Below are 25817 nucleotides of genomic sequence, written 5' to 3'. Positions count from 1 at the left end.
GCTCAGCGACGCGCGCGACGGGCCGCGCCCGCCACACCGATCAGACCCGCAAGCATCAGCGCCCAGCTTTCCGGTTCCGGCACCGCGGTGATGCTCACGTTGTCGATCGCCAGTGCGGTCGTGACGCCGTAGTCGCCCACATCAACGACTCCGAACGCCAACTGCACCGCACCGCCGCGCGTGAATACATACTCGAAGCTGCGGATTCCGGTGTCGGCCAGAAAATCGAGGATCGGCGCCGACGTGGCATCGGCGACCGAGGCGATGCGCGTGATGTCGCCGTCGACCGACAGGAAAGCAAAGTCCGGCCGCGCTTCGGCGCCAACTTCGTTGGTCGCCAGTAGCCAGTCGAAGCGCAGGATGTCGCCGACATTCACGTTCACGCTGCGCCAGATGGCCGAACCTTCGTAGGTGAAGTCGTCGCCGCGGTCGAAGGCGCCGGGCTCGGCACCGATCGCCATCTCAAGCGCGAGACCGGTTTCGACCGCGGCCACACCGCTCAGATTGAACGAGCCGGCCGGCAGCGGGAAGTCATCCTCGAACGTCAGCGATGCCGTCGTCAGGGCGATGTAGGTGTCGCCCGAGTTGTCCTGCGCGGACACGTCGCCCGCGGTCTGCCAGTTGGCGGCGTAGCCGCTGTTGAAGTCTTCGCTGAAACGCACGTCGGCGTGCGCAGCGGTGGCGAACAGCGAGGCAATGAGCGCTGCGGCGGCTAGGGGTCTGGTGATCATGGTCATGGCTCCGGAAAGTCGGTGTTCAGTAGAGGAAGGTTGCGCTGCCCAGTTGGGCCGGCAGCACATTGCGCAGGGTCACCAGCGGACGCGCGGCGCCGCGACCGGCAGACCCGTCGGCGTCGAACAGCACCATCGTGTTCGGTCCGGTCTGGCGGACGCTGATGTGGCCGCTGAGCAGCGGGTCGCTGCCGGTCGTGACGCCGGCCAGCAGTTGTCGCACATCGAGCCGATCCTGCTGCGGGTCGAAGTCGGTGATGGTGTCGAGCGCATCGCGCACGCTTCGATAGACGAAGGTATCCGCGCCGTTGCCGCCGGTCAGCAGGTCCGCGCCTTCGCCGCCGGTGATGACGTCATCGCCCGGGGAACCGGTCAGCGTGTCGCGACCGGCGCCGCCGTTGATCGTGCGCAGCAGGTTCAGCCCGATGAGGACCGGGTCGTGGTCGGACGAGCGGAAAGCGGTCGGCGCGTACAGGTCCTGCGGCTTGAACTCGGTGTTGTAGTCGATCACGAAGGGCTCATCGGTATTGATGTGCCACTGCGTGATGCCGCTCACCTTGCCGGCCAGCGCAGCGCTGGCCAGCGCATGGTCGAGCGCACCGCTTTCGCCATCGAAGGTGTAGGTGTAGTTGAGATCGATGCCTGCAGCCAGATCGCTCAGCCCGCCTGAGGTCAATGCGAGGATGGGCGCTTCCTTCGCATAGGCGTTCAGGTCGCCGATGACCAGCACGTCGGCCGCACCACCCTGGCCGGGCAGTTGCTGAATGAAGGTCTGCAGCGCCGCCGCCTGCTGCACGCGCAGCGGATTCCAGCAGCCCTGACCGTCGCCCTGATCGGCCTCGACACCGGCGGCATCGCCGCAGGACTTCGACTTGAAGTGATTCACGATGACCGTGAAGCGCTCGCCATTGGCGGCGGCGAAGGTCTGCGCCAGCGGCGGGCGGTTATGGACCGTCGCCGTGTCGCTGATCGCACTGCCGACCGGCGTGACCTTCGCCGGCTTGTAGATCATGGCCTGGCGGATGGCGTCGGTGCCCGTGCCGCCGACCGGCAGGCCGACGGCAGCATAGACCGCGCCGCCGGAGGACGCATTGAGCGCGGCCACCAGATTGTTCACCGCGCCCTGGCCGTTATTCTCGATCTCGATCAGGCCGACCACGTCGGCATCCATCGCCAGCAGTGCGGCGACGATCTTGTCGCGCTGACGGCTGAATTCCAGCGCGCTGTCGGCGCCGCGGCAGTCGCTGCGCGTGCCGGTCGGGAAGCACGATGCACCCGCCTGGTCTATCGTGCTGAAGTAGTTCAGCACATTGAAGCTGGCCACCCGCACATTGCCGCCGACCGCGGTCGGCGTGGCGGTGCGCGGATTGTCGCGGGTGAATTCCGGTGTCACCACAGGATGCAGCTTGTAGTCGCGTGGCCCGGTGCTCGACGCGGTGATCAGGCCATGGTCGATCACGCCGGTGAGACCGTTCACCGTGTCGCCGGCACGCAGCGTGTTGTCGGCGCCGATGAACGGAATCGGGTTCGGGTTCTGGGCGCTCGAGCCATCGTCAAGGACAATGCGGCGACGGGCGTTCTCGTCGCGCAGCGCAAGTGCTTCGGCGCTGCCCGCCGGGTGACGGTTGGTCGGGATTTCCATGCGTCCTTCGGCCGACAGCGTCACCTGTCCGTAGCGACCCTGGAAGTAGTTCTGCGACACGGTGAGCGGCGAGGTGATGCGAACCAGCATGCCTTCGTAGCGCTCCAGTTCGCCCTCGAACGCTTCCGGCAGCACGATGTCGGTCGGCGTGATCGTCACGCCGCTGCCCAGCACCTGCACCGCGCTCGGCGACACCAGTTCGGTCACGGTATTGAATTCGGTGACGCTGGCCGTCAGGCGGATCCGCTGGCCGACGACGGCCGTGTTGCCCGGGGCGAACACGAAAATGCCATCAGAAGTGCTCGCGTCGCCGTCGCCTGCATCATCCTGCAGGTAGTAGCCCGACAAACCGGGGAACACGGCACTGACGACGCCCTCGGTGGTGACGACCTGACCGTTCAGCGGACTGGCTTCACCGCTGCCCTGGATAGCCGGGATCGGCACGATGGCCGCTGGCGCAGCGACCGTGATATCGACACTGCACGTTCCTTCCTGTGCCTCGTTGTTCGTGAAGCGCAGACCGATGCTGTACTGACCGGTCGCTGTACCTGCCGCGACGCTGACCTGCGCCGACGCGCTACCACCGTCGGTCGTCGCCGGTGCGAAGCCGTCGACCGTCACACCAACCGGCGGGGTGCCGGTCAGCGAGAATGCCTCGACCACGCTGTCGGCGTCGCTGGCCGCCACCGTCACGCTGCCTGCTTCGCCGGCCTGCAGCACAAGCGCCGGGCAGGTGGTCACGATGGGTTGATTCACCGCACCGCTGCCGCCGCCCTGTACCGATATGTTGTCGATGCCGACCCACTCGTCGTTGCCCGGCGCATTGGTCGTGATCACCCGCAGCTGCAGCAGCGGCTGGTTGTCGGCGTCGGCCGGCAGCGTCACCTGCACCGGCATTACCTTGCCGGCCAGCGACGGGCCTTCGGTCGCGTCAGCGACATAGGCTTCCGGCACATTGATGAAGTTGCCGCTGGCGCCCACGCGGTACTGCAGCGCCACCTGCTGCTGCGCGTTGTCGGCCGAGCCGTCGAGATCGCGCAGATCGTAGCGCACGACGATGCCGCTGTGGCCGGTGGTGTTCAGCGACAGCAGGATGAACGGCGCGTCGGCGGTACCCGAGCCGGTCAGTGCGACGACCGGATCGGTAAGGTGGAATTCGGTGACACCACCGGTACTGAAGGTATTTGGATTGGTCTGATTGGCGTTCACGTCGACCGGCGATGCAATGCCATCCGCTGTGATCGTCTGCGGATCGACGCCGGTCGCGCTCACCAGGGCGTCGCCGCGATAACCGGTGATGCCGGGCACACCACTCCAGTCATCATTTGCCGTGATCAGGCCGATGTTTGCCCAGTCCTGCGCAAACGGCAGGGCTTGCGGCGTGTTGTCGGCGTGCGCCGCCGAGACGANCATTTGCCGTGATCAGGCCGATGTTTGCCCAGTCCTGCGCAAACGGCAGGGCTTGCGGCGTGTTGTCGGCGTGCGCCGCCGAGACGAACAGACTGGCGATGGCCAGCGTCAGGGCGAGTCGGGGCGAAACGTAGCGGTCGAATGATGACATTGGGGTTTCCGGAAAGACAGGAGGGTAATCGAAGTGGCCCGCCGGCGATACCGGACGGGCCACGAAGCGACGCGCGGCCGCAGGAGAATCAGACAGCGACGACGTTGCGGCGGCGGGCGAACACCCCGAGCAGGCCCAGACCGGCCAGCAGCATGGCCCAGGTATCGGCTTCCGGCACCGGCGAGATTGCCAGGTCGACCAGGCGACCTGCAGGGTCGAGCGGGTCGGCGACGCCGTAGCGGTTGGCGCTGATGACACCGCCCAGACCGCCTTCCGAGGTCGCGTCGGTGATGTATTCCTGCAGCGCCTGCTGGTAGGTGATCGAGCTGACGGCATTCTCGAATTCGATGCCGGCGGCCACGAACGGGTAGCCGTCACCACCATTGGCGGTGAAATCGATCGTGGTCAGCGAGAAGCTGCGCGCGCCATCCACCACCTCACCGTCCTGTACCAGAACGGTCCCGTCGTCGAGCACGATGCTGACGATGCGGTCGCCCGAGGCACGCGTCGTGTCATACACGACCCGCATGCCGGACACCTGGGCGAAGCGGCCGTCGGCGTTGCCGCTGGCTGATGCATTGGCGACCGAATGTTCCATGATGGTCTTCAGCTGTTCAGCATTCACGCTCGGCGCAACATCGACCAGATTGGTGAAGGGCAGCACGTTGAAGGTGTCGCCCACGCTGACATTGCCGGCATTGATCGAGGTGCGGATGCCGCCGCCGTTCTGGATCGCGATGTCGGTACCGCCAGCGTGACGCACGGCGTCGGCGACCAGATTGCCCAGATTGGTTTCCGCATTTCGCACACCCGCCTGGAAGCTGCCGGGTGTTCCGGCGCCGCCGCGGTTGCCGTTCAGGAAGACGTCCGACTGACCGATCACGGTCGCATTCAGCACGTCGATGTATCCCTTGACCGGATCAACCACCGCGGTCTTCAGGAAGCTGTCGCCCAGGACTGCGTCGGCGTCGGCCAGTGCGCCCGAAACGCGGTACAGATTGGCCCCGTTGATCGCAGTCACGACACCGGTCGTGTCGTCCAGCGTCAGGTTCAGCTCTCCGACGTAACGGTTGCCGAAGTTCGAGGTCACCATGGCCACCCCTTTGCCGTCGGCATCCGTGACGGTCTGCGGCAGGCCGGTGATGGCGCGTACGTCATTCGGAATGAGTGCGTCGTCGGCGTCCGCCATCAGTTCGTGGCCACCGCCCGACAGCACGACGTCGACACCGCGCAGTCCGGGGATCAGAACGTCGCGCTCGTTGGCGGCGTTCTGCAGGTGGCTGATCACGATGACGCTGCCGGCACCCTGGGCGCGAGCGGCGTCGATCTGCTGCTGCACGAAGGGCACCAGCGCCTGCAGGTTCTGCGACTCGGTATTGCCGGCGCTCCAGCCGGCCGTCAGGTTCACCGCGCCGGGCGAACTGATGCTCGACAGCAGCGGCGTGGTGACACCGACCACCGCCACCTTGTTGCCGCCATTCGTGCTCAGCAATGTGTACGGCGCGACCGTGCCGGTCGCCGCCAGCGACGCGAACGCGGGTGTGGCGCTGAAGTTGAGGTTGGACGACAGATACGTCGTGCCTGAAACCTCGGCGAAGCGCGCTGCAACGTCCGGGCCAAGGTCGAATTCATGATTGCCGAACACGGCGGCATCGAAACCGATGTGACGCATCGCGATGGCATCGTAGAAATCCTGTCCGCCGTCGATGTAGGCCGAGCCCAGATTGACGAAGCTGGCGTTCAGGCGCGGCCCGGGCAGGAAGGCATCACCGGCATTGAGCTTGAACACCGTGTTGCCGGCCAGTTCGGCGGCCGACTCGGCAGCGAACATGACGCTGGCGAGTCGATCGACGCCGCCGTAGAACGACACGCCCTGCGAGGCGTTGTCACGCAGGTTGCCCTGAGCCGACAGCAACCAGGACTCCTGGTCACCGACATGCAGCAGCGTGAGACCTTCGGCCAGCGCCGGACCGGCGAACAGCGAGGAAATAAGGATGGCAAGCGTGTGCCTGCGCACGACGAGGGTGGCTTTCATGGGACATCTCCGGAACCGTTTTCGGACGTCAGGCGCGCAGCGGCGCCCGACGGTGTGACCGGAAGGTTAGGGCGCGAAGATGACCGGACTGTGGCCGCGAATACCTTGCCCCATGATCTGATCGGACTATGCGGCGCCGGCCGGGCGACGCAGCGCCGACAGTGCCCACAGCAGGCAACCGAAGCCCAGCGTGCCGCAGGCGAAGGTCCATGCCACAGGGGAAGAGATGCCCCCGCTCAGGTCCAGCACACCGCCGAACAACAGGGGCGCGACGAAGCCGGCGCCGAAGCCGCCGAGCGAATACAGCGCCATCGCGGCACCCTGCTGTGCCGCGGGCGCGGCATGCACCAGACCGGCGGTCAGCGAAGCCGAATCCGCCATCACGGCCGTGTTGTACAGCGCCAGCACGCACAGCATGAGCCACCAGGGCAACGCCGCCGACGCGCCGGCCAGCCAGCACAGCAGACCCGAGGCGATCATCATGGCGACGATCCAGCGCCGTCGCCCGACACGGCTGGCCATTTCGTTGCCGAGAATGCTGGCCGGCAGTCCGAGCATATTGATCAGCGCCGCGGCTTCGGTCGGCGACAGCGCGGCCTGCGCCGACGACAGTCCGTAGGCGAAGGCGATGAAAGCCACCATCCACGACCGAAGGCCGAACAGCTCCCAGCAATGCACCGCGTAGCCGGTCACCAGCTGGCGCACCCGCGGGTGCGCCAGCACCGGTCCGAAACGCGGCAGCCAGTGCGCGTCGGCAGCACCGGGCGGTGCATGCGGCGCGGTGCCCGCAAACACGATGACGGCCGCCAGGAGTGGGCCGACCGCCATCAGCGCGATCGCGATCCGCCAGTCCATCAGGTTGCCGAGGGCGCCGGCCAGCAGCAGGGACAGGCTGGTACCGATGCCGAAGCTCGCGGTGTAGAACGCGATCGGTCGATTGCTTCGGGCCGTCGACACGCGATCGGTCAGCACGCGCAGGCCGGGCATGTAGCAGCCGGCAAGTCCGGCGCCGCACAGCGCCTGAAAGAAGGCGCCGGTCCACACGCCCCGGGCGAAGAGCGCGAAGCCCAGCGTCCCGCCTGCCATCAGCACGCAGGACGCCACATAAACGAAGCGCGCATCGATGCGGTCGGTGACGCCGGACAGAAAGGGCACGGCCACCATGTAGCCGAAGAAGAAAGCGCCACCGATCAGACCGGCTTCGGAACCGCTGAGCTGCCACTTCCCGGCCAGCAGCGGCAGGAAGGACGGATAGGCGGCGAATCCCGTCATGCCCAGCGCCTCAGCGGCGCACATCAGCAGCGTGAGCCGGGCCGGCGGCGACATGGTCAGTCGCCGTCCGTCGATTTCAGCAGAGCGGATTTGAGCCGGGCACGGCTGGCCTTCTTGTCCTGCCGGGCGTGCTCGCCGCCCTTCTTCATCAGCGCCGCCGTGGCCAGGGGGTTGCGCGGCTTCAGGCTGCGTCCCTTGGCGCTGACCCGCACGGCGTCCTTGCGCTTCATCGCCGGCGGCCGCGTTCGAACTGGATGATGGCGCGGCCGTCTTCGGTCTGGCGCGGCTCGCCGCGCCAGGCGTGGCCGTAGATGATTTCCATCGTCGCCGGCAGGCGGCCGTCCTCGCGCAGTCGCAGCAGCGCATCATCGAGCCGCGCGCGGGCACGCGGCGTCAGCAGGCCGCGCGGCCGTGCGGCCAGTGCGCAGTGACCACCGGTATCGGCAAGATCTCGGTACAGCGCGGCTGGCGTGTCGAAGGTCAACGTGATGTGTTCCATGTCCATCACCGGCTCGGCGAAGCCCGCCTCGACCAGCATGTCGCCGACATCGTGCATGTCGATGAAGCGATGCGCACGCAACGGCAACCCGGCTTCGGCCAGCGCGCCACGCAATTCGCGCAGCGTGTCCGGGCCGAGCATCGAGAACATGAACAGTCCGCCGACGCGCACGCAACGCTGCACTTCGCGCAGTGTCGCCGGCAGGTCCGCCTGCCAGTGCAGCGCCATGTTCGACCACACCATGTCGATGCTGCGCGGCGCAATGGGCAGTCGCGCGATATCGGCACGCACCAGCGCGGTCTGGCGGCCGCCCAGCACACCGGGCAGCCAGCGCCGCCAGCGCGGCGTGCGGGCCGCTGCCTGCGCGAGCATGGCGGCCGACCGGTCGAGGCCGATCATCTGCATGTCGGGGTAGCGGGCGCGCAGCGGCTGCAGATCGGCGCCGCTGCCGCAACCCAGATCGAGCAGGCGTGCCGGCTTCAGCATGACCATGTCAAGCCGCTCGGCCATCCGCCGCGCCACTTCGCGATGCAGTACCGCTGCGTCGTCGAAACGCGCCGCAACACGCTCGAAGCCGCGCGCGACCGCGCGCGCGTCGAGTGCGAGATCGGGCGGAACCGCAGCAGCGATGGCCGGACGCTCCGCGCTCAGACCGACCGGATGCCCAGCCGCTCCAGCAACCGGCGATCGTTGTCGGCCTGCGGATTGCCGGTGGTCAGCAACTTGTCGCCGTAGAAGATGGAATTGGCACCGGCAAGAAAGCACAATGCCTGCATCTGGTCGTTCATCGCCTCGCGCCCGGCCGACAGCCGGACGTGACTGTTCGGCATCGTGATGCGGGCGCAGGCGATGGTGCGCACGAATTCGAACGGATCGAGATCCGGCGTATCGGCCAGCGGCGTACCTTCGACCTTGACCAGATTGTTGATCGGTACCGATTCCGGCGGCGTGTCCATGCTGGCCAGCGTGGCAATCAGGCCGGCGCGGCCGCGACGCGACTCGCCCATGCCGACGATGCCGCCACAGCACACGTTCATGCCGGCTTCGCGCACCGCTTCCAGCGTATCGAAGCGGTCTTCCTGCGTGCGTGTGCCGATGACGTCGCCGTAGAACTCCGGGGCGGTATCGATGTTGTGGTTGTAGTAATCCAGCCCCGCCTTCTTCAGCGTTTCGGCCTGACCTTCGCGCAGCATGCCCAGCGTGGCGCAGGTTTCCAGACCCAGGCCCTTCACCGCCGAAATCATTTCGGCAACTGCTTCGACGTCGCGATCCTTCGGGCCGCGCCAGGCGGCGCCCATGCAGAAGCGCGTCGCACCCGCATCGCGCGCGGCGCGGGCAGCGGCCAGCACGTCTTCAACCGGCAGCAGGTCCTGGCTGGTGACGCCGGTGTCGTGGCGCACCGACTGCGGGCAATAGCCGCAGTCTTCCGGGCAGCCGCCGGTCTTGATCGACAGCAGGGTGGATCTCTGTATGGCATTGGGATCAAAATGCTCGCGGTGAACCTGCTGCGCTCGGAACATCAGATCTGAAAACGGCAGCGCGAACAGTGCTTCGACCTGTTCGGTGGTCCAGCGCTGGGGCACTTGCGAGCGGGAGGACGGCGGAAGATGGATGACCTGGGTGTGCATGATGTGAAGTCTGGCGGGCGCGTCGGCGCCGAAACGGCGAAGCCGGCATTTTCCGCGAAAACGGCCTGCCCATGTTGCACCGCGTGATCGCTGCCGCGCGGGCCGTTCGCAGACGATTGCTGCCGCAGGACTGCCGGCTGTGCGGCCTGCCATCGGGCGATGGGCTGTTGTGCACCGGATGCCATGACGAGTTGCCGCGCCTGCCCGCGGCTCATTGCCCGGTCTGCGCGCTGCCGGTTCCGACCGCCGACGTGTGCGGCCGCTGCCTGAAGCATCCGCCGGCCTTCGATGCGACGCTGGCCATCTGGGTCTATGCGGAACCTGCTGACCAGTTGATCCACGCGCTGAAGTTCCGCGCCCGCCTGCCGCTGGCTGGCTGGTTCGCGCACGAACTGCACGCGCTCGGCCTGCCGCCCTGCGACCTGCTGCTTGCCATGCCGCTGCATCCCGACCGGCTGCGCGAGCGCGGCTTCAACCAGTCGGTCGAGATCGGCCGCGTGCTCGGCAGGCTGGGCCGGCTGAACTTCGATGCCTTCGGTCTGGAGCGCCTGCACGACACGCCGCCGCAGCGCGGCCTCGCGTGGTCGCAACGACGGCGCAATGTGCGCGGTGCCTTTGCCGTGCGTACCGAGGTCGCGGGCCGGCATGTCGCCGTGGTCGATGACGTGCTGACGACCGGCGCCAGCCTGCACGAGGTCGCGCGCACGCTGAAGTCGGCCGGCGCGCTGACGGTGACCAATCTGGTGCTGGCGCGTACGCCACGGCTGCGCGGGAAGTAGCTTCACCTGTCTCGCCGCGGCACAATCGCGCTCCCCGACCCGGCGCACGCCCACCATGTTCCACATCGTCCTCTACCAGCCCGAAATTCCGCCCAACACCGGCAACGTGATGCGGCTGTGCGCCAATGGCGGCTTCCGGCTGCATCTGGTGAAGCCCCTCGGCTTCGAAATCACCGACAAGCACCTCGCGCGCGCCGGCATGGACTACCGCGACCTGGTGAATGTGACGATGCATGAGGACTGGTCGGCGCTGTCGGCCACACTGGCGCTGCAGCCCGACGATCCGCGGCTGTATGCCCTGAGCACGCGCGGGCGCACGGCGCACACGGCACCGCGGTACCGCGCCGGCGACATTTTCCTGTTCGGCCAGGAAACCGCCGGTCTGCCGGGTGCGCTGCTCGACACGGTGCCGGTGGCACAGCGCCTGCGCATTCCGATGCAGCCGGACAGCCGCAGCCTGAATCTGAGCAATTCGGTGGCCATCGTCGCCTATGAAGCGTGGCGTCAATGCGACTTCACTGGCGCGACGACGCCCTGAAGCGACCTACAGCGGCGGCGTTTCCGCCTTCGGGTCACGCGACAGCAGGCGCTCGACCGCTTCGGCTGCGGCCAGCCGCCCGTCGAGCACCGCCGTGACCGCCTGCGTGATCGGCATGTCGACCTGCAGGCGCACGGCCAGCGCAGCAGCCTCGCGTGCGGTCGGCACCCCTTCGGCCACGTGGCCCAGCGTGTTCAGAACCTCATCCAGCGAGCGCCCTTCGGCCAGCAGCAGGCCGACACGCCGGTTGCGCGACAGGTCGCCGGTGCAGGTCAGGATGAGGTCGCCCATGCCGGCCAGGCCCATGAAGGTCTGGCTGCGGCCGCCAAGGGCCACGCCCAGACGGGCGATTTCGGCCAGACCGCGGGTGATCAGCGCGGCCCGGGCGTTCAGGCCGAAGCCGAGCCCGTCGCACACGCCGGTGGCGATCGCCATGACGTTCTTGACGGCGCCTCCGACTTCGACGCCGATCAGATCGTCATTGGCGTACAGCCGCAGCCGCGGACTGTGCAGTGACGCGACCAGCGCACTGACGAATTCGATGTCATCGCTCGCCACGGTGATGGCGGTCGGCAGGCCGCGCGCCACCTCGATCGCGAAGCTGGGCCCGCTGAATGCACCGCGCGAAACCTGCGCGGGCAGGATGTCCACCGCCACCTGATGCGGCAGCAGACCGCTGCCACTTTCGAAGCCCTTGCAGGCCCACAGCACGGCGGAAACCCCGCTGCGTGCAACCGCTTCGAGCGCAGCGCGCAGGCCGGCGATCGGCGTCGCGATCAGCGCCAGATCGCTTCCATCCAGCGCATGCGCGGCGTCGGATGACACCGCAACGCCCGGCGGCAGCGCAATGCCGGGCAGGTAGCGTTCGTTGCAATGTGTGTTGCGCAGCGACAGCGCGTGGGCGGCGTCGCGCGTCCACAGCGTCACGTCGTGATCCTGCGAATAGGCGACGGCAAGCGCCGTACCCCAGGCGCCGGCCCCCATGATGCACAGCTTCATTTCGGCAACACCCGGCTCACAGCCCCCAGACCTGGGAGATGCGCACGAAGCCACTCTGGCCGTCACGATGCTTCACCTTCACCCACCCTGCCGGCGCGGTCTCGGTGAGCGGTTCGAGCAGCACGCGGCGTTCCGCTTCGAACACCAGCGGTGCGTCGTCTTCCGCACGGACCAGAACGCGCGCCCGCTCCGCGGTGACAATCACCCTGCGCACGGGCGCGAGCGAAGATGCCTCGACCCACGCAAGCATGCCACCCGGCTCGCGCACCTTGACCCATCCGGTCTGGCTGCGCACCACCTCGACCGGCGTGTGGCGCGCAATCACAAACTGCTGGCGCGCCTGCCGGGACGGCGCGTCGTACATGACCGCAACGTCCGACAGCGACCGGTAGTCGACGCCCGCCGCCTGTGCGGCGAGCGGACAGACGAGGGCCACCAGTGCCGTCCATGCGGCCTGCTTCATCACTGCACCGTGGCGCCGTTCTGGCCTTCGGGCGGCTGCTGCGTGCGCTGCTGGTAGATCGATTCGAAATTGACCGGTGCCAGCACGACAGGCGGGAAGCCGGCGCGATTGACAGCGTCCGACACGCTTTCGCGAGCGTACGGGAACAGGATCGTCGGGCAGGCGATGCCGAGGATGGGCTGGATGTCTTCGGTCGGCACGTTGCGGATCTGGAAGATGCCGGCCTGACGGACTTCAACCAGGAACATCGTCTTCTCTTCGAGCTTGGCGGTAACGGTGACGGTCAGCGTCACGTTGAAAACGCCTTCCTGCACGGCTTTGCCTTCAGTCTGCAGCTGGATCTGCACGGTCGGATTTTCGCGGGTGAGGAAAATTTCCGGCGCGTTCGGGACTTCGAGCGACAGGTCCTTGACGTAAATCTTCTCGATGGAGAACACCGGGCCCGTGGGCTGTTGGGGTTGCACTGCTTCTTCGGCCATTTTTCGCTTCTCGGTTGGGGGTTAAGGCTGCAAAAACCGGCTTACGCCTGCAGCAGGGGGTCTAACTTGCCTTCGCGGTCGAGTGCATGCAGATCATCGCACCCGCCCACGTGGTAATCGCCAATGTAAATCTGTGGCACGGTGCGCCGGCCGGTGCGCTCCATCATTTCGGAGCGACGGTCCGGATCGATGTCGATGCGCACCTTCTCGATGTCGGTCACACCCTTGCTCGTCAGCAGGCGTTCGGCCTGCGAGCAGTACGGACAAAAGCCGCTTGTATACATCAGCACGCGTGCCATGGCATCACTTCTTTGTCAGCGGCAGGCTGGCCTGTTCCCAGGCTCCGATCCCGCCATCCAGCGCAAAAACCTTCTCGAAACCCGCCTTGCGCAGCGCCGAGCAGGCGCTCGCCGAGCGCTGGCCGCTGGCGCAGACGACGATCAGCGGCCGCTGTCTGAACTTTTCCAGCTCGCCCAGCCGCTTCGCTATTTCGCCCGCCGGTATGTGCCGCGCGCCATTGATGTGGCCCTTTGACCATTCCGCCTGATCACGCACGTCGATCACCTGCGCATCTTCGCGGTTGATCAGCTGGGTGGCCTGGGCCGGTGACAGGCGCGGTCCGGACACCTTCTGGCGAATGGTCAGGATGATGAGCCCGGCACCACTCATGAAAGCGGTGATGGCCCAGATGTAATTGGTCGTTACGAAGTCCATGGAGTCTGAAGGCAGCCAGTGTAAGAGTCGGAATGAAGTCGCGTGCCCGGGTGAGCGGGCCGTCGTGCGGAAGCATCCGACCATTTGATGCGCGTCGAAACGCGCAGGTATGTCGATTTTTTACCGGACCGCGAAATGCTTTTTCTGGGAAAATGTCGATTTTAGCCCAAGCGCGCGCGGCTCACCTACCGACCACGAATCAGTAGCGCAATGCTCCGCCGCAGGATGCCGCGCCCGACCCGATCCCACCCTACAGATCCCACCTCATGTACAAGCTCGTTCTGTTGCGCCATGGCGAATCCGTCTGGAACAAGGAAAACCGTTTCACCGGCTGGACCGACGTCGGTCTGACCGAGAAGGGCGAAATCGAGGCGCGCGAAGCCGGCCGCCTGCTTGCGCGCGAATCCTACCGCTTCGATGTTGCATTCACGTCTGTGCTCAAGCGCGCCAACAAGACGCTCTATGTTGCGCTCGAACAGATGAACCTGATGTGGATCCCGATCCGCCCGACCTGGCGCCTGAACGAGCGCCACTACGGCGCCCTGCAGGGTCTGGACAAGGCGCAGACGGCACAGCGCTTCGGCGAGGAACAGGTGCTGGCGTGGCGCCGCTCCTACGACACGCCGCCACCGGCGCTGGAGGAGGACGACCCGCGCCTCGACCGCAAGAACCCGCGCTACGCCGAAGTGCCGAACGAATGCTTCCCGCGCACCGAATGTCTTAAGGACACCGTGGCCCGCGTGTTGCCGTTCTGGAGCGCGGAGATCGTGCCGCAGATCAAGGCCGGCAAGAATGTGCTCATCGTCGCCCACGGCAACAGCCTGCGTGCGCTGATCAAGTACCTCGACAACGTGTCCGAGCAGGACATCCTTGGCCTGAACATCCCGACTGCACAGCCGCTGGTCTATGAGCTGGACGACGACCTGAAGCCGATCCGTCATTACTACCTCGGCGACCAGGAGGCCATCAAGGCCGCCATCGACGCCGTCGCCAACCAGAGCCGCGCCGTTCCGCAGCGCCAGCGGCCGCCGATTCCGGACACCGACGAGGCGCAGACCGAGCAACGCCCGCCGTGGATGGAGTGACCGTCCGCGTCCTCCTTGCCCTGCTGTGCGCCCTGCCGCTGATCGCGCAGGCTGAACGAGCGGTCCAGGCCAGTCCGGAACAGCTCAAGGCACTGCAGCAGCGCATGGAAGCGCTGCGTGACGAGTTGAACCAGTCCGAAAGCGCGCACCGCGAGGCGCGCGACGAACTTCGCAGTTCCGAAAAGGCCATCTCGGACGCCACCCGCGCGCTGCGCGAGATCAGCCGGCAGCGCAAGGAGGTCGAGACGGCGCTCGCCCGCACGCGCGCCGACATCGCCACCGGAGAGACAACGCTGCAGCGCCAGCAGACACAACTTGCACAACTGCTGCGAGGACACCAGCGTGCCGGTGAAGCCGATGCGCTGCGCCACCTGCTGTCGGGCACCGACCCGAACCAGAGCGCGCGCGACCTGCACTACCTGCGCAGCCTGTCGCGCAGCCAGTTCGCGCTGATGGACACCCACCGGGCCGCGCTGGCGCAGCAGCGCGAGTTGCTGACGCAGCAGGACAGCCAGCTCGAACAGGTGCGCACGCTTGAGGCGGAGCGAGAACGCGAACGCGAACGACTGACCGCCGAAAACAATGTGCGCCGCAAGGTACTCGAACGACTGGCCACCCAGTTGCGTACCGAACGTCGCGAACTGGCGACGCTCAAGCGCGACGCGGCGAGACTCGGCCGGCTGATCGAAGCCCTGTCGAAGAAAAGTGCGCGCACCGTGCCGCGCCCGGCGCCCGGCGGCCTGCCCCCAACCGACGACCCGGAACCCGCCCGCAACAAGGCGGACACGGGTCCGGTCGTGAAGTCGCTGCCGGTCGATCACGGCGGCCAGCCCTTCGTGAAGTTGCGCGGCAAACTGCCCTGGCCGGCAAGCGGCGAACTTGCGCGCCGCTTCGGTGCCCAAAGCGCCGATGGCGGCACACCGCTGCGCGGCATTTTCATCCGTGCCGGTGCCGGCGACGTGAAAGCCGTGGCGGCGGGTACCGTGGTGTTCGCAGACTGGCTGCGCGGCTTCGGCAACCTGATCATCGTCGACCACGGTGACCACTATCTGAGCGTCTACGGCAACAACGAAGCACTGCTCAAAGCGGTCGGTGCGACGGTGCACAGCGGCGAGAACATCGCCTCGATCGGCAGCAGCGGTGGGGCTCTGGAATCGGGTTTATACTTTGAATTGCGGCATCAGGGACAGGCGCTGGATCCCTTGAAATGGGTTTCCCGCTAGATTTCCGGCCGATACATACGCGGAGTGTTTTCGATGCAAAAGAAGCTGCAGCAAACCGGCCTGATCATGATCGGGCTTTGTGCAGGCGTGCTGCTCAGTCTCAATTTCTCCGCCAACGCGAACAAGACGCCCGGCAGCAGCCTGCCGGTTGAAGAGCTCCGCCAGTTCGCCGACGTCCTCAATGCGGTCAAGGCCAGCTATGTCGAGCCGGTCGATGACAAGAAGCTGATCACGCAGGCCATCAGCGGCATGCTGTCCGGCCTCGACCCGCACTCCGCCTACCTAGATCAGGATGCCTTCAAGGACCTGCAGGCAGGTACCCAGGGCGAATTCGGCGGCCTCGGCATCGAAGTCGGCATGGAAGACGGTTTCGTCAAGGTGGTGTCGCCGATCGAGGACACCCCCGCATTTCGCGCCGGCATCAAGTCCGGCGACCTGATCATCAAGCTGGATGACACCTCGACCAAGGGGCTGAACCTCAGCGATGCGGTCAAGCGCATGCGCGGCAAGCCGAACACCAGCATCCGCCTGACCATCGCGCGCAAGGGCGAAACCAAGCCGATCGAAGTGACGCTGATGCGCGAAGTGATCAAGGTGCAGAGCGTGAAGTCCAAGCTGGTCGAGCCGGGCTACGGCTACCTGCGGCTGACGCAGTTCCAGGAGCAGAGTGCGGAAGACCTGGCCAAGCACATCGGCAAGCTCTACAAGGACGGTGAGCTGAAAGGCCTGGTGCTCGACCTGCGCAATGATCCGGGTGGCCTGCTGCACGGCGCAGTCGGCGTGTCTGCTGCTTTCCTGCAGCCGAAGGCGCTGGTGGTGTCGACCGACGGTCGAACCGACGATGCAAAGCGCCGTTTTATCGCATCGCCGGAAGACTACCTGCGCGGCAGTCGCGACGACTTCCTGCAGAACCTGCCGGCGGGTGCCAAATCGGTTCCGCTGGTGGTGCTGGTGAATTCGGGTTCGGCTTCGGCTTCGGAAATCGTCGCCGGCGCGCTGCAGGACCACAAGCGCGCAGTCATCATGGGCACCCAGACCTTCGGCAAGGGCTCGGTGCAGACCATCATGCCGCTGACCAACAATACGGCGATCAAGCTGACCACGGCGCGCTATTACACGCCGAATGGCCGCTCGATCCAGGCCAAGGGCATCGTGCCGGACATCGTCGTCGAGGAAAGCGCGAACGGCAGCAGCGGGCTGCGCCTGCGCGAAGCTGATCTTGACCGTCACCTGAACAACGACAAGGACGTGGAAATTCCCGCCATGCCGGCTGATGCAGGCGCCAAGAGCAAGGCAGCGCCTGCGAAGGACGAAGAGGACGACAAGCAGGCCGCTCCGTTTGAATTTGCGACCAAGACCGATTACCAGTTCACGCAGGCGTTGAATCTGCTGAAGGGCCTGCAGATCATGCAGAAGAACTGAGCTGCGACCGCAACCACGCGGTCCGGCCAGCGTGTTCTAAGGTCCGCGTGCGGACCTTAGAACCTACCGGATTGAGGAGCTGAATGATGGCCGCGCATGCAAGCCAGCGCCGTTTCGGTCGCGAACACCGCGCCCCGCGCAAGCCGGGTTACGGGCCGCAGGCCGGCCTGATGAAGCACCGTGAGCTGCGCTTCAGCCTGCGCAGCTACGAGCGTATCGATGAAGCCAGCCGCTTTCTGACCGCACAGGGCAACATCACCGTCACCGGTCGCCGCGGTCGGGCACTGGCCATCGAATACAGCCTGACCGAGCACAGTTTCCGCAGCATCGAGCGGCTGCTCGACGAGAACGGCTTTCACACCGACACCGGGCTGGTGATGCGCATCGTGCGCTCGCTGCTGCACTTCTGCGAAGACACCCAGCTGCGCAACCTGCGACAACCGGAACGGCTGATCAAGAAATCGAACGAAATCTATGTCAAGGCCTGGCAGCATCATCCGCACGGCGACCATGACGACACGCCGACCGAACTGCGCGACTACCGCTGACACCGCACGGCGGCAACCTTATCTGCGATGAACGACGAACAACTGCTGCGTTACAGCCGGCACATCCTGCTGGACCCTATCGGCATCGAAGGACAGGACAGGCTGCTCGCCTCGCGTGCCCTGATAGTCGGCGCCGGTGGCCTGGGCTGCCCTGCAGCGCTCTACATGGCGGCCGCCGGTGTCGGCACGCTGGTGATCGTCGACGATGACGAGGTAGACCTCACCAATCTGCAGCGACAGGTACTGCACCGGCAGCATTCGGTCGGGCAGGCCAAGGTCGAGTCGGCGAGAGAATCGCTGCACGACATCAATCCGGGCATCGAGGTGATCGCGCTCAAGACACGGCTGGCTGGAGACGCCTTGCGCGAACAGGTCGAGGCGGCCGATGTGGTGCTCGACTGCAGCGACAATTTCGCCACCCGCCATGCCATCAACCGCGCCTGCGTGGCCGCGCGCACGCCGCTGGTATCCGGTGCGGCGATCCGTTTCGACGGTCAGGTGTCGGTGTTCGACAGCCGCGACGCCGATGCACCCTGCTACCACTGTCTGTTTCCGGAAGGCGGCGACGCCGACGAGGTACGCTGCGCGGTGATGGGCGTGTTTGCGCCGCTGACTGGCATCATCGGCACTATGCAGGCCGCCGAAGCGCTGAAGTTGCTGGCACACACCGGCCGGTCGCTGGCCGGCCGGCTGCTGCTGCTCGACGCCCTCGGCATGGAGTGGCGCAGCATCACGCTGCCACGCGATCCCGCGTGTGAAGTCTGCGGGCAGCGGCCCTGACCCCACCTTGCACCTTGCACCTTGCACCTTGAATCTTGAATCTCGATCCTGCCTCAATGCAGCTTTACGTGCGGCTCAGTACTGCGCTTGATGATGCGCGCCAACGCGTCGATCGAGCTCTTGATCCAGCCGTGCAGCGCGATCTGGTGCATCTGGTACAGCGAGCGGTACATCACGCGTGCCACCAGACCTTCGATGAACATGCTGCCGCCGATGATGCCACCCATCAGGTTGCCGGTTGCGCCGGTCTTGCCCAGTGACACCAGCGAACCGAAGTCCTTGTACTTGAACGGGCCGGGATCGCCCTTCCCGAACAGGCGCATGTCCAGAATCTTCACCAGATAGCTGGCCTGCTGGTGTGCCGCCTGGGCACGCGGCGGAATCGTGCCTTCGCCGTCCAGCCAGACGCAGGCGGCACAGTCACCGAAGGCAAACACGTCCGGGTCACGCGTGCTGGTCAGATGATCATCCACCACGAGCTGGTTGATGCGATTCGATTCCAGTCCGCCTAAACCGGCAAGCATGTTCGGCGCCTTGATGCCGGCCGCCCACACCATCAGGTCGGCGCGGATGAACTGGCCGCTGGCCGTGGCCAGACCGTCCTTGCTCACTTCGCTGACCCGTTCGGACTTCAGTACGTCGATGCCCATTTTCCTGAGCAGGCCTTCGACCGAGGCTGAAATTCGCAGCGGCAGCGCCGGCAGCACGCGTTCGGCCGCCTCGATCAACGTAATCCGGACGTCCTGCCGCGGATCCATGCTGTGCACCCCGAAAGCCCGCAACACCTTGCTGGTGTGCCGCAGTTCGGCCGACAGTTCGACGCCGGTGGCACCGGCTCCGATGATGGCGATCGACACCTGGTGCGGCTCGCCGCGCTCGGCGCGCGCGTCGGCGCGCATGCAGGCGGCCACCAGCTTCTGCCGGAAGCGTTCGGCGTCGTGGGTCGAATCGAGCGCCATCGTGAATGCATCGGCGCCCGGGATGCCGAAGGTATTCACCGTGCTGCCGATGGCGATCACCAGATAGTCGTAATGCAGTTCGCGCTCCGGCAGCATGGGGTCACCATCGAAGTCCGGTACCGCCTCGATGTGGATGGTCTTGCGCTCACGGTCGATTGCCGTCATGCGGCCAAGCTGGAACTCGAAGCTGTGCCAGCGCGCCTGGGCGACGTATTCGAGCCGGTGCATGTGCATGTCCATGCGTCCGGCCGCGACTTCGTGCAGATGCGGCTTCCAGATGTGGATCGGCGACGCATCGACCAGCACCACGTCGGCCAGGCCTTTTTCGCCGTAGCGGTCTCCGAGGCTGGTGACGAGCTCAAGTCCGCCTGCACCGCCGCCCACCACCACGATGACGGGTTTTTTCTGATGATTCATAGTGTCCGGAAGCAGAAAGATTGATGCACACGGATTGTGCATCAGCAACCGTCGATTGTGCTCGACACCCGTCCGGATGCTGCACAAATGGAACAGCCGGTGCGGCCGCTCAGTGCCTGCGCCACGAAAGCAGCACGGCGGTCAACACCAGGGCGACCAACCACGCGAGCGACCACTCCGGAATGTCGAGCCCGAAGATCGGCGGCAGCTTTGCGCCGCAGGCGCCGTCGGCGAAGAACAGTTGCGGCAGCCATTGCGCGGGCGGCAGGCTGTTGACGAAATCCTCGACCGGATCGAGACCGCAGCTGACCGACGGGTGGTACAGCACATAGACATGCCGACCGGCAATCGCAGCGCCCGCGCCGGCGACCAGCGCCGCCAGCCACAGCCCGCTGCGCGACAGCGCGCCGCCGAACAACGCGCTCAGCAACAGGAACAGGCCGGTACCGGCAAAGGCGTAGCGCTGCAGGATGCACAACGGGCACGGCGCCAGGCGTTCGACGTGCTGCAGGTAGAGCGCATAGGCAACGAGGCCGAAACAGAGGTAGGACAGGACGAACAGCAGGCGGGTACGGGCGATCGGGGTCATCGGACGCTCAGGTAGACGGACAGGGGACCTTCAGGCAGAAGCTCGGAAAGACGGAAAGAGCGGTACGCAGCGGTGTGCGCTCAAAGCACATAGCGGGCAAGGTCTTCGCTCTGCGACAGTTCGCCCAGGCGGACGTCGACATAGGCGGCATCGACGGTCAGTGCGCTGTCGTGCCGGCCGGCGTCGAAAGACACGTCTTCCAGCAGCTTTTCCATCACTGTATGCAGGCGGCGCGCGCCGATGTTCTCGGTGCGCTCATTCACCGACCAGGCGACTTCGGCCAGCCGGCGGATACCGTCGGCGGTGAAATCCAGCGCCACGCCGTCGGTGCCCAGCAGCGCACTGTACTGGCGCGTGAGGCAGGCGTCGGTGGCCGTCAGGATGCGTTCGAAATCTTCCACCGACAAGGATTCGAGTTCGACCCGGATCGGGAAGCGGCCCTGCATTTCCGGGATCAGGTCGCTCGGGCGCGACAGGTGGAAGGCGCCGCTGGCGATGAACAGGATGTGATCGGTCTTCACCATGCCGTACTTGGTGCTGATGGTCGTGCCTTCGACCAGCGGCAGCAGGTCGCGCTGCACGCCCTGGCGCGACACGTCCGCACCACCGTGCTCCGAGCGCGTGGCGATCTTGTCGATTTCGTCGAGGAACACGATGCCGTGCTGTTCGACCGCGACCCGCGCCTGCTGCTTCACCTCGTCCTCGTTCACCAGCAGGGCAGCCTCTTCGTCGGTCAGCACGCGCATCGCTTCCGCGATGGTCATGCGGCGCCGGCTGCGGCGCGGGTTGCCGATGTTCTGGAACATCGACTGCAGCTGACCGGACAGTTCCTCCATGCCGGGCGGCGTCAGTATCTCCATCGACTGCGCCGACTGCGCGACCTCGATGTCGATTTCCTTGTCGTCCAGTTCCCCCTCGCGCAGCTTCTTGCGGAATTTCTGGCGCGTGCCGGACTCTTCCGCCGGCGGCGCGTCGGTGCCGAAACCGGTCGGGCGGGCAGGCGGCAGCAACACGTCGAGAATGCGGTCTTCCGCGGCGTCCTCGGCGCGCGTGCGCGACGCCTTCATCGCGCGCTCGCGCAGGTCCTTGATCGCGATTTCCATCAGGTCGCGGATGATGCTGTCGACATCACGTCCGACATAACCCACTTCGGTGAACTTGGTCGCCTCGACCTTGATGAAGGGCGCGTTGGCCAGTCGCGCCAGTCGGCGCGCGATCTCGGTCTTGCCGACACCGGTCGGCCCGATCATCAGGATGTTCTTCGGCGTGATTTCGGTACGCAGCGGTTCGGCCACCTGGGCGCGGCGCCAGCGGTTGCGCAGCGCCACGGCAACCGCGCGCTTGGCGCGCGTCTGCCCGACGATGTGTTTGTCCAGTTCGGACACGATTTCGGATGGCGTCATGGTGTGACTGGAAGCGGCAGTATTCGTCACCATTCGATCACTTCGATGGTGTGGCTCTGATTGGTGTAGATGCACAGATCGCCGGCAATACCGAGCGACTTCGAAATCACGTCGCTGGCAGACAGTTCGGTGTTTTCGATCAGTGCGCGGGCGGCAGCCTGGGCGTAGGCGCCGCCCGATCCTATGGCAACGATGCCGCCTTCCGGTTCAAGCACATCGCCGTTGCCGGTGATGATCAGCGACGATTCGCGATCGGCCACGGCGAGCATGGCTTCAAGCCGGCGCAGCATGCGATCGGTGCGCCAGTCCTTGGCCAGTTCGACCGCACTGCGCAGCAAATGCCCCTGATGCTTCTCCAGCTTGGTTTCGAAACGCTCGAACAGCGTGAAGGCGTCGGCCGTACCGCCGGCGAAACCGGCCAGGATGCGACCCTGATAAAGACGACGTACCTTGCGTGCCGTGGACTTGACGACGATGTTGCCGAGCGTGACCTGGCCGTCGCCGCCGAGCGCAACCTGCCCCGAACGGCGCACCGAAAGGATGGTCGTGCCGTGAAACTGTTCCATGCCTGATCCTGATGAAGCAGAGAGGTCGCGTACTTTACCCCTGCGGGCGCGACCGGGTGGATCGATTCAGAAATGCCGCTGCTGGATTTCCGCCACTGCAGCCACGCCGATCAGCACGAACAGCGCTGCAATCATCGGGCGCACCTCTACGAATCGCGGTTGGCGGCCGGTGGCCTGCACGGCCGTGATGACGTTGAACAGGAGGCCGGCACTGATGAAGTCCATGCGCTTGAGATCGCAGCATTCGACCTTCAGCACACCCGGCGGATGATCGCCGGCCGTCAGTACGGCAAACGCGTCCTGCCTGGCGCCGGTGATTTCGCCCTGCAATGCAACCGCCGGCTTGCCGACAGACTTGACCGGTTCAGGCGCCGACGGCAGCAGCGTGGCCGACACCCAGCGCGCATCCCATGATGGCGGCGACTGTTCGAAAGTCACCGCGTACTGGATGGCAAATTCCTCGAAGGCGGCTTCATCGCCCAGCTGCTGCAGCGCTTCCAGATAGAGCAGCCATTGTTCCGGCAGCGCTGCCGTGCCCGGAATGACGCGCGGCGCCAGCAGATCCCGCAGGTGAGTGACATTGATCATCGCCACTCGATGCCCGCTGCGCCGGACTTTCACCAACGCCTCGGTCAGCATTCTTGCGCCATCCTCGTCCACATCCTGCACCCGGGCGGTGTCCAGCCTTAGCAACGGTGTCTTGCACGCAAGGCGGTCGAACTGGTCGATCATCGCGCGGCTGGCCTCGGACAGCTTGCCGGACAAGGTCAGCGTCGGCGGGCCGTTGGCCGCGCCCCTGGACGGACTCGCCGGCCAGGTCGGCGCCGAGCGCTCGAAACGTTCGGCGTAGGCCAGTGCATGCGCCTCGAACGCGTCGCAGCGACCGAGCGCGTGGCACAGATCGAACAGCATCGACCACACCTGCTCGGCGGAACTGCCAAGATCGTCGAAGGTGGCGCGCTCCAGTGCATTCAGTGCGGCCTCATCCTCGCCATTGGCGAACAGCATCGCCGCCTCTTCGACCACCGGGTGCAGTCCGCTGGAAACGTCCTGCACCTCGAGCTCGCCCTTGCCCATGCGGCGCGCGCCTTCGAGCGGGTCGCGTGAGATGAAGTCGAGTGAAATCAGGCCGCCCGACGGCGACACACTCGGCGAAACGCTGAGCGGCCCGCTCGCTGGCGCGCTCCGGGGCGGCGCGCTCTGAGGCGGACGCGACACCGAGCCGCCACGGGCGGGCTGCACGGGTTTGCGCGTCTCGACCTGCGGAGCAGGTGATTTCTTGAAGAATGAAAAGGCCACGGGAGAAAGATATCGGGTCAACCCGAAGGGTTAACGGCACTGCTTGCCCAAAGTCGATACAGATCTTTACTTTACCCCGCAAACCCTCCGCGCTGCGCGCCGATCCGGTAAGCAGACGTGACAGGCGCCCGCCCACCGCTTCGTTGCGCTCAGAAATTCATCCGCAGACCCGCCATCACGCTGCGCCCGGGCAGCGGTGCAATCGTCTTCAGGAAGGACACGTGATTGCGTGCTTCGGTATCGAACAGATTGTTGCCGCGCAGCCAGGCTTCCCAACCCAGGCCACCCGCGGAGAAGCCATAGCTGGCAAATGCGTTGACCAGCGTGTAGCCGGCGGTCGGCGTGCCGTCGCTGTCTATCCGGTCCTGCCGGCGCACGCCCTGCGCCTCGAGCCGCAGTTGCAGTCGGTCGCGGTGCCAGTTCAACGCGGCCAGCGCTCGCATCGGCGCAATGCGCGGCAGCGGCTCGCCGGTGTCGCGGTTGCTGGCGCGCACCATGTCAGCCTGCAGATCGAGGTGCAGTTCGCCGGCGCAGCGGCACAGCAGCAGGTGCGCCTGCGCCTCGACACCGGTGAATCTGGCCGGCACCGCGTTGTAAGTGAATTCAGGCAATTCACCTGCTGGGTCGATCAGGCCGTCTTCTTCGCGGTTGCGCCCGCTGCCCGACAGCGCGATGTAGTTGTTGAAGCGGCTGTGGAATACGCCTACGCTGCCGCTGTGCTCACCGCTCTTGACCCGAAGCTGCAGGTCGATCGAGTTCGATTTCTCGGTATCGAGCGCGGTGTTGCCCAGTTCGTAATTGCCGGTGGCGGCATGCGGGCCATTGGCGAACAGCTCGTAAAAGGTCGGGGCACGCTCGGTGTGCGCCAGCTGGCTGGCCACCGAAAACACGTCGTTCAGCGGGTAGATGGCGCCGAAGGCTGCGCTGCGCGCCGTGAAGCGGCGCTCCTGCGACGGGTCGAAGCGCGGCGTACCCGGGTTGTTCGCGTCATCCGGGCCACCGCCGTCGGTGCTGACCTTGGCCCGCTCGATGCGCCCGCCGAAGGTGAGCTTTAGGTCGCCGATCTTTGTTTCCTCGAACACGAACAGTGCGCGCGTATCGGTGCTGGTGGACGGCACGAAGGCCTCTGCGCCGAGCGCCGAAAAGTCGCTGCTGTCGAGCTGCACGCCGAATACGCCGCGGAAGGCACCTATCGGCGCATGGCTGGCCTCGACCCGGAAATCGGTCCCCTTGTTGAAGAATCGGGTCTCGGGCGCGCCATCGTCCAGTTCGACATGCTTGTAATCGGTGTGACCGGCGCGGAATTTCATGCCGGTGATGAAACCGCCCAGATCGCGCGCCTCGCCGGCCAGGTCCCAGCGCTCGCTGCGCATGTCGATGGTGATCGACGGCTCGGCGACCGTGCCGTACAGGGTGTCGTACAAGCCGTAGGACGCACCGACATAACCCTTGTCGCCGGCCAGCGAAAAGCCGATGCCACCGCCCTCGCTTTCGGCTGCCGAATTGCGCAGCCGCGATGCGCCGCTGCTGCGTGGAATGCGCAGGTCGCTGGTGCGGCGGCTGAAACCGTCCACATGCAGATTGAAGCCATTTGCGCCGTATTCGGCCCGACCGGCGACGGCACGCGTCGAATCGGCACCGCCGATCACGCCGTCGAGGCGGCCGCTGGCACCGGACATCGCCCCCTGGGGAATGCGGTTGTCCAGCGTATTGACTACGCCGCCGACCGCATTGCCGCCATACATCAGCGCCGCCGGGCCACGTACCACTTCGACCCGTTCGATCACCAGTGGATCGGTCGTGACCGCATGATCGAAAGACAGCGACGACGCATCGACCGTCGCGCCGCCATTGCTCAGAATGCGCACCCGGTCGCCGTCCAGACCGCGGATGACCGGCCGGCTCGAATTCGGTCCGAACCAGGTGCTGCTGACGCCGGGTAGCGTGCCCACCGTTTCGCCCAGCGTGCTGGCACCGCGCAACGTCAGATCGTTGCCGTCCATGATCGATACCGGGCTGACCAGATCGGACAGATCGCTGCCGAGCGGATTGCCGGTCACGACGACGGTGGGCAGATCCTTGATGGTTTGCGCCGCGACCGGCACGGCCATGGCTGCAATCGAAGCGACCAGCACGGCGCTTCGCAATGAATGCGAGTGATGCATGAATGTTCCCCTGGCCCGAAA

General features: G+C 65.8%; 25 protein-coding genes. 7 read left to right on the top strand and 18 right to left on the bottom strand.

Translation table 11 applies throughout. The annotated features are described in order from the left end of the window. Positions 1 to 2 precede the first annotated feature (2 nt). The 7 genes from NMQ16_RS16140 to bioB all read right to left on the bottom strand — a co-directional run bounded on the left by NMQ16_RS16140 (position 3) and on the right by bioB (position 9368). The gene (locus NMQ16_RS16140) at positions 3 to 731 is read right to left on the bottom strand and encodes a PEP-CTERM sorting domain-containing protein (RefSeq protein WP_257081917.1); all 729 of its coding nucleotides are present in this window, start codon (positions 729 to 731) and stop codon (positions 3 to 5) included. A 25-nt stretch (positions 732 to 756) separates the two neighbouring features. Next, the gene (locus NMQ16_RS16135; RefSeq protein WP_257081916.1) at positions 757 to 3786 is read right to left on the bottom strand and encodes an ExeM/NucH family extracellular endonuclease; all 3030 of its coding nucleotides are present in this window, start codon (positions 3784 to 3786) and stop codon (positions 757 to 759) included. A 236-nt stretch (positions 3787 to 4022) separates the two neighbouring features. Then, positions 4023 to 5969, bottom strand: coding sequence for a bifunctional UDP-sugar hydrolase/5'-nucleotidase (locus tag NMQ16_RS16130; RefSeq protein WP_257081915.1), 1947 nt, complete (start codon positions 5967 to 5969; stop codon positions 4023 to 4025). 126 nt (positions 5970 to 6095) lie between these two features. Then, the gene (locus NMQ16_RS16125; RefSeq protein WP_257081914.1) at positions 6096 to 7295 is read right to left on the bottom strand and encodes a nitrate/nitrite transporter; all 1200 of its coding nucleotides are present in this window, start codon (positions 7293 to 7295) and stop codon (positions 6096 to 6098) included. 2 nt (positions 7296 to 7297) lie between these two features. Beyond that, positions 7298 to 7471: a hypothetical protein gene (locus tag NMQ16_RS16120; protein ID WP_257081913.1), complete on the bottom strand. Its 174-nt coding sequence runs from the start codon at positions 7469 to 7471 to the stop codon at positions 7298 to 7300. Then, a complete protein-coding gene (locus tag NMQ16_RS16115; RefSeq protein ID WP_257081959.1) occupies positions 7468 to 8370 on the bottom strand; it encodes a methyltransferase domain-containing protein in 903 nt (300 codons plus the stop codon). The genes NMQ16_RS16120 and NMQ16_RS16115 overlap by 4 nt, the downstream gene beginning before the upstream one ends. A 17-nt stretch (positions 8371 to 8387) precedes the next feature. Beyond that, positions 8388 to 9368: a biotin synthase BioB gene (gene bioB / locus NMQ16_RS16110; protein ID WP_257081912.1), complete on the bottom strand. Its 981-nt coding sequence runs from the start codon at positions 9366 to 9368 to the stop codon at positions 8388 to 8390. A gap of 71 nt (positions 9369 to 9439) precedes the next feature. Here bioB and NMQ16_RS16105 point away from each other — a divergent pair, with 71 nt between their 5' ends. Together NMQ16_RS16105 and NMQ16_RS16100 are read left to right on the top strand one after the other, a co-directional pair. Then, complete coding sequence (locus NMQ16_RS16105; protein WP_257081911.1) at positions 9440 to 10147, top strand: ComF family protein; 708 nt, start codon at positions 9440 to 9442, stop codon at positions 10145 to 10147. A 55-nt stretch (positions 10148 to 10202) separates the two neighbouring features. Continuing rightward, a complete protein-coding gene (locus tag NMQ16_RS16100) occupies positions 10203 to 10685 on the top strand; it encodes a tRNA (cytidine(34)-2'-O)-methyltransferase (protein WP_257081910.1) in 483 nt (160 codons plus the stop codon). A gap of 6 nt (positions 10686 to 10691) precedes the next feature. On the opposite strand, the gene NMQ16_RS16095 is transcribed toward NMQ16_RS16100, so the two are convergent. The 5 genes from NMQ16_RS16095 to NMQ16_RS16075 are packed head-to-tail and all read right to left on the bottom strand — an operon-like array spanning position 10692 to position 13340. Continuing rightward, positions 10692 to 11684 (bottom strand): NAD(P)H-dependent glycerol-3-phosphate dehydrogenase, encoded by a 993-nt coding sequence (locus NMQ16_RS16095; RefSeq protein ID WP_257081909.1) that lies wholly within the window; start codon positions 11682 to 11684, stop codon positions 10692 to 10694. Positions 11685 to 11700: 16 nt separating this feature from the next. Continuing rightward, entirely contained in the window at positions 11701 to 12147 is a 447-nt protein-coding gene (locus NMQ16_RS16090) for an SH3 domain-containing protein (RefSeq protein ID WP_257081908.1), read from the bottom strand. Next, positions 12147 to 12626, bottom strand: a complete 480-nt coding sequence (gene secB / locus NMQ16_RS16085; protein WP_257081907.1) for a protein-export chaperone SecB — start codon at positions 12624 to 12626, stop codon at positions 12147 to 12149. The genes NMQ16_RS16090 and secB overlap by 1 nt, the downstream gene beginning before the upstream one ends. Positions 12627 to 12667: 41 nt before the next feature. Beyond that, the gene (grxC, locus tag NMQ16_RS16080) at positions 12668 to 12925 is read right to left on the bottom strand and encodes a glutaredoxin 3 (RefSeq protein ID WP_069038542.1); all 258 of its coding nucleotides are present in this window, start codon (positions 12923 to 12925) and stop codon (positions 12668 to 12670) included. Positions 12926 to 12929: 4 nt separating this feature from the next. Further along, positions 12930 to 13340 (bottom strand): rhodanese-like domain-containing protein, encoded by a 411-nt coding sequence (locus NMQ16_RS16075; RefSeq protein WP_257081906.1) that lies wholly within the window; start codon positions 13338 to 13340, stop codon positions 12930 to 12932. Positions 13341 to 13606: 266 nt separating this feature from the next. On the opposite strand from NMQ16_RS16075, the gene gpmA reads away from it, so the two are divergent. The 5 genes from gpmA to NMQ16_RS16050 all read left to right on the top strand — a co-directional run bounded on the left by gpmA (position 13607) and on the right by NMQ16_RS16050 (position 18398). Further along, on the top strand, positions 13607 to 14425 hold the full coding sequence (gpmA, locus tag NMQ16_RS16070; RefSeq protein WP_257081905.1) for a 2,3-diphosphoglycerate-dependent phosphoglycerate mutase: 819 nt from the start codon (positions 13607 to 13609) through the stop codon (positions 14423 to 14425). Continuing rightward, a complete protein-coding gene (locus tag NMQ16_RS16065; RefSeq protein ID WP_257081904.1) occupies positions 14422 to 15648 on the top strand; it encodes a peptidoglycan DD-metalloendopeptidase family protein in 1227 nt (408 codons plus the stop codon). Before gpmA ends, NMQ16_RS16065 begins: the two co-directional genes overlap by 4 nt. A 33-nt stretch (positions 15649 to 15681) precedes the next feature. Continuing rightward, the gene (locus tag NMQ16_RS16060; RefSeq protein WP_257081903.1) at positions 15682 to 17070 is read left to right on the top strand and encodes a S41 family peptidase; all 1389 of its coding nucleotides are present in this window, start codon (positions 15682 to 15684) and stop codon (positions 17068 to 17070) included. A gap of 86 nt (positions 17071 to 17156) precedes the next feature. Continuing rightward, the gene (locus tag NMQ16_RS16055; RefSeq protein ID WP_257081902.1) at positions 17157 to 17618 is read left to right on the top strand and encodes a hypothetical protein; all 462 of its coding nucleotides are present in this window, start codon (positions 17157 to 17159) and stop codon (positions 17616 to 17618) included. A gap of 27 nt (positions 17619 to 17645) precedes the next feature. Continuing rightward, positions 17646 to 18398 (top strand): molybdopterin-synthase adenylyltransferase MoeB, encoded by a 753-nt coding sequence (locus NMQ16_RS16050; RefSeq protein WP_257081901.1) that lies wholly within the window; start codon positions 17646 to 17648, stop codon positions 18396 to 18398. A gap of 53 nt (positions 18399 to 18451) precedes the next feature. On the opposite strand, the gene NMQ16_RS16045 is transcribed toward NMQ16_RS16050, so the two are convergent. The 6 genes from NMQ16_RS16045 to NMQ16_RS16020 all read right to left on the bottom strand — a co-directional run bounded on the left by NMQ16_RS16045 (position 18452) and on the right by NMQ16_RS16020 (position 25796). After that, the gene (locus NMQ16_RS16045; RefSeq protein ID WP_257081900.1) at positions 18452 to 19774 is read right to left on the bottom strand and encodes an NAD(P)/FAD-dependent oxidoreductase; all 1323 of its coding nucleotides are present in this window, start codon (positions 19772 to 19774) and stop codon (positions 18452 to 18454) included. Between the two features lie 109 nt (positions 19775 to 19883). Beyond that, a complete protein-coding gene (locus tag NMQ16_RS16040) occupies positions 19884 to 20363 on the bottom strand; it encodes a disulfide bond formation protein B (RefSeq protein ID WP_257081899.1) in 480 nt (159 codons plus the stop codon). An 80-nt stretch (positions 20364 to 20443) separates the two neighbouring features. Next, a complete protein-coding gene (gene hslU, locus NMQ16_RS16035; protein WP_257081898.1) occupies positions 20444 to 21766 on the bottom strand; it encodes an ATP-dependent protease ATPase subunit HslU in 1323 nt (440 codons plus the stop codon). Between the two features lie 26 nt (positions 21767 to 21792). Next, the gene (gene hslV / locus NMQ16_RS16030; RefSeq protein ID WP_257081897.1) at positions 21793 to 22332 is read right to left on the bottom strand and encodes an ATP-dependent protease subunit HslV; all 540 of its coding nucleotides are present in this window, start codon (positions 22330 to 22332) and stop codon (positions 21793 to 21795) included. Between the two features lie 66 nt (positions 22333 to 22398). Further along, positions 22399 to 23631 (bottom strand): anti-sigma-factor, encoded by a 1233-nt coding sequence (locus NMQ16_RS16025; protein WP_257081896.1) that lies wholly within the window; start codon positions 23629 to 23631, stop codon positions 22399 to 22401. A gap of 149 nt (positions 23632 to 23780) precedes the next feature. Beyond that, positions 23781 to 25796 carry a TonB-dependent receptor gene (locus tag NMQ16_RS16020; RefSeq protein ID WP_257081895.1) on the bottom strand — a complete coding sequence of 672 codons (2016 nt, stop codon included), beginning with the start codon at positions 25794 to 25796 and terminating at the stop codon, positions 23781 to 23783. Between the last annotated feature and the right edge of the window lie 21 nt (positions 25797 to 25817).

This window comes from Methyloversatilis sp. XJ19-49 (genome assembly GCF_024580145.1).
In the GTDB taxonomy this organism is placed as follows: Bacteria; Pseudomonadota; Gammaproteobacteria; order Burkholderiales; family Rhodocyclaceae; genus Methyloversatilis.
Note: the sequence above shows the minus strand (reverse complement) of the source record. Positions and strands in the feature narration are given on the sequence as shown.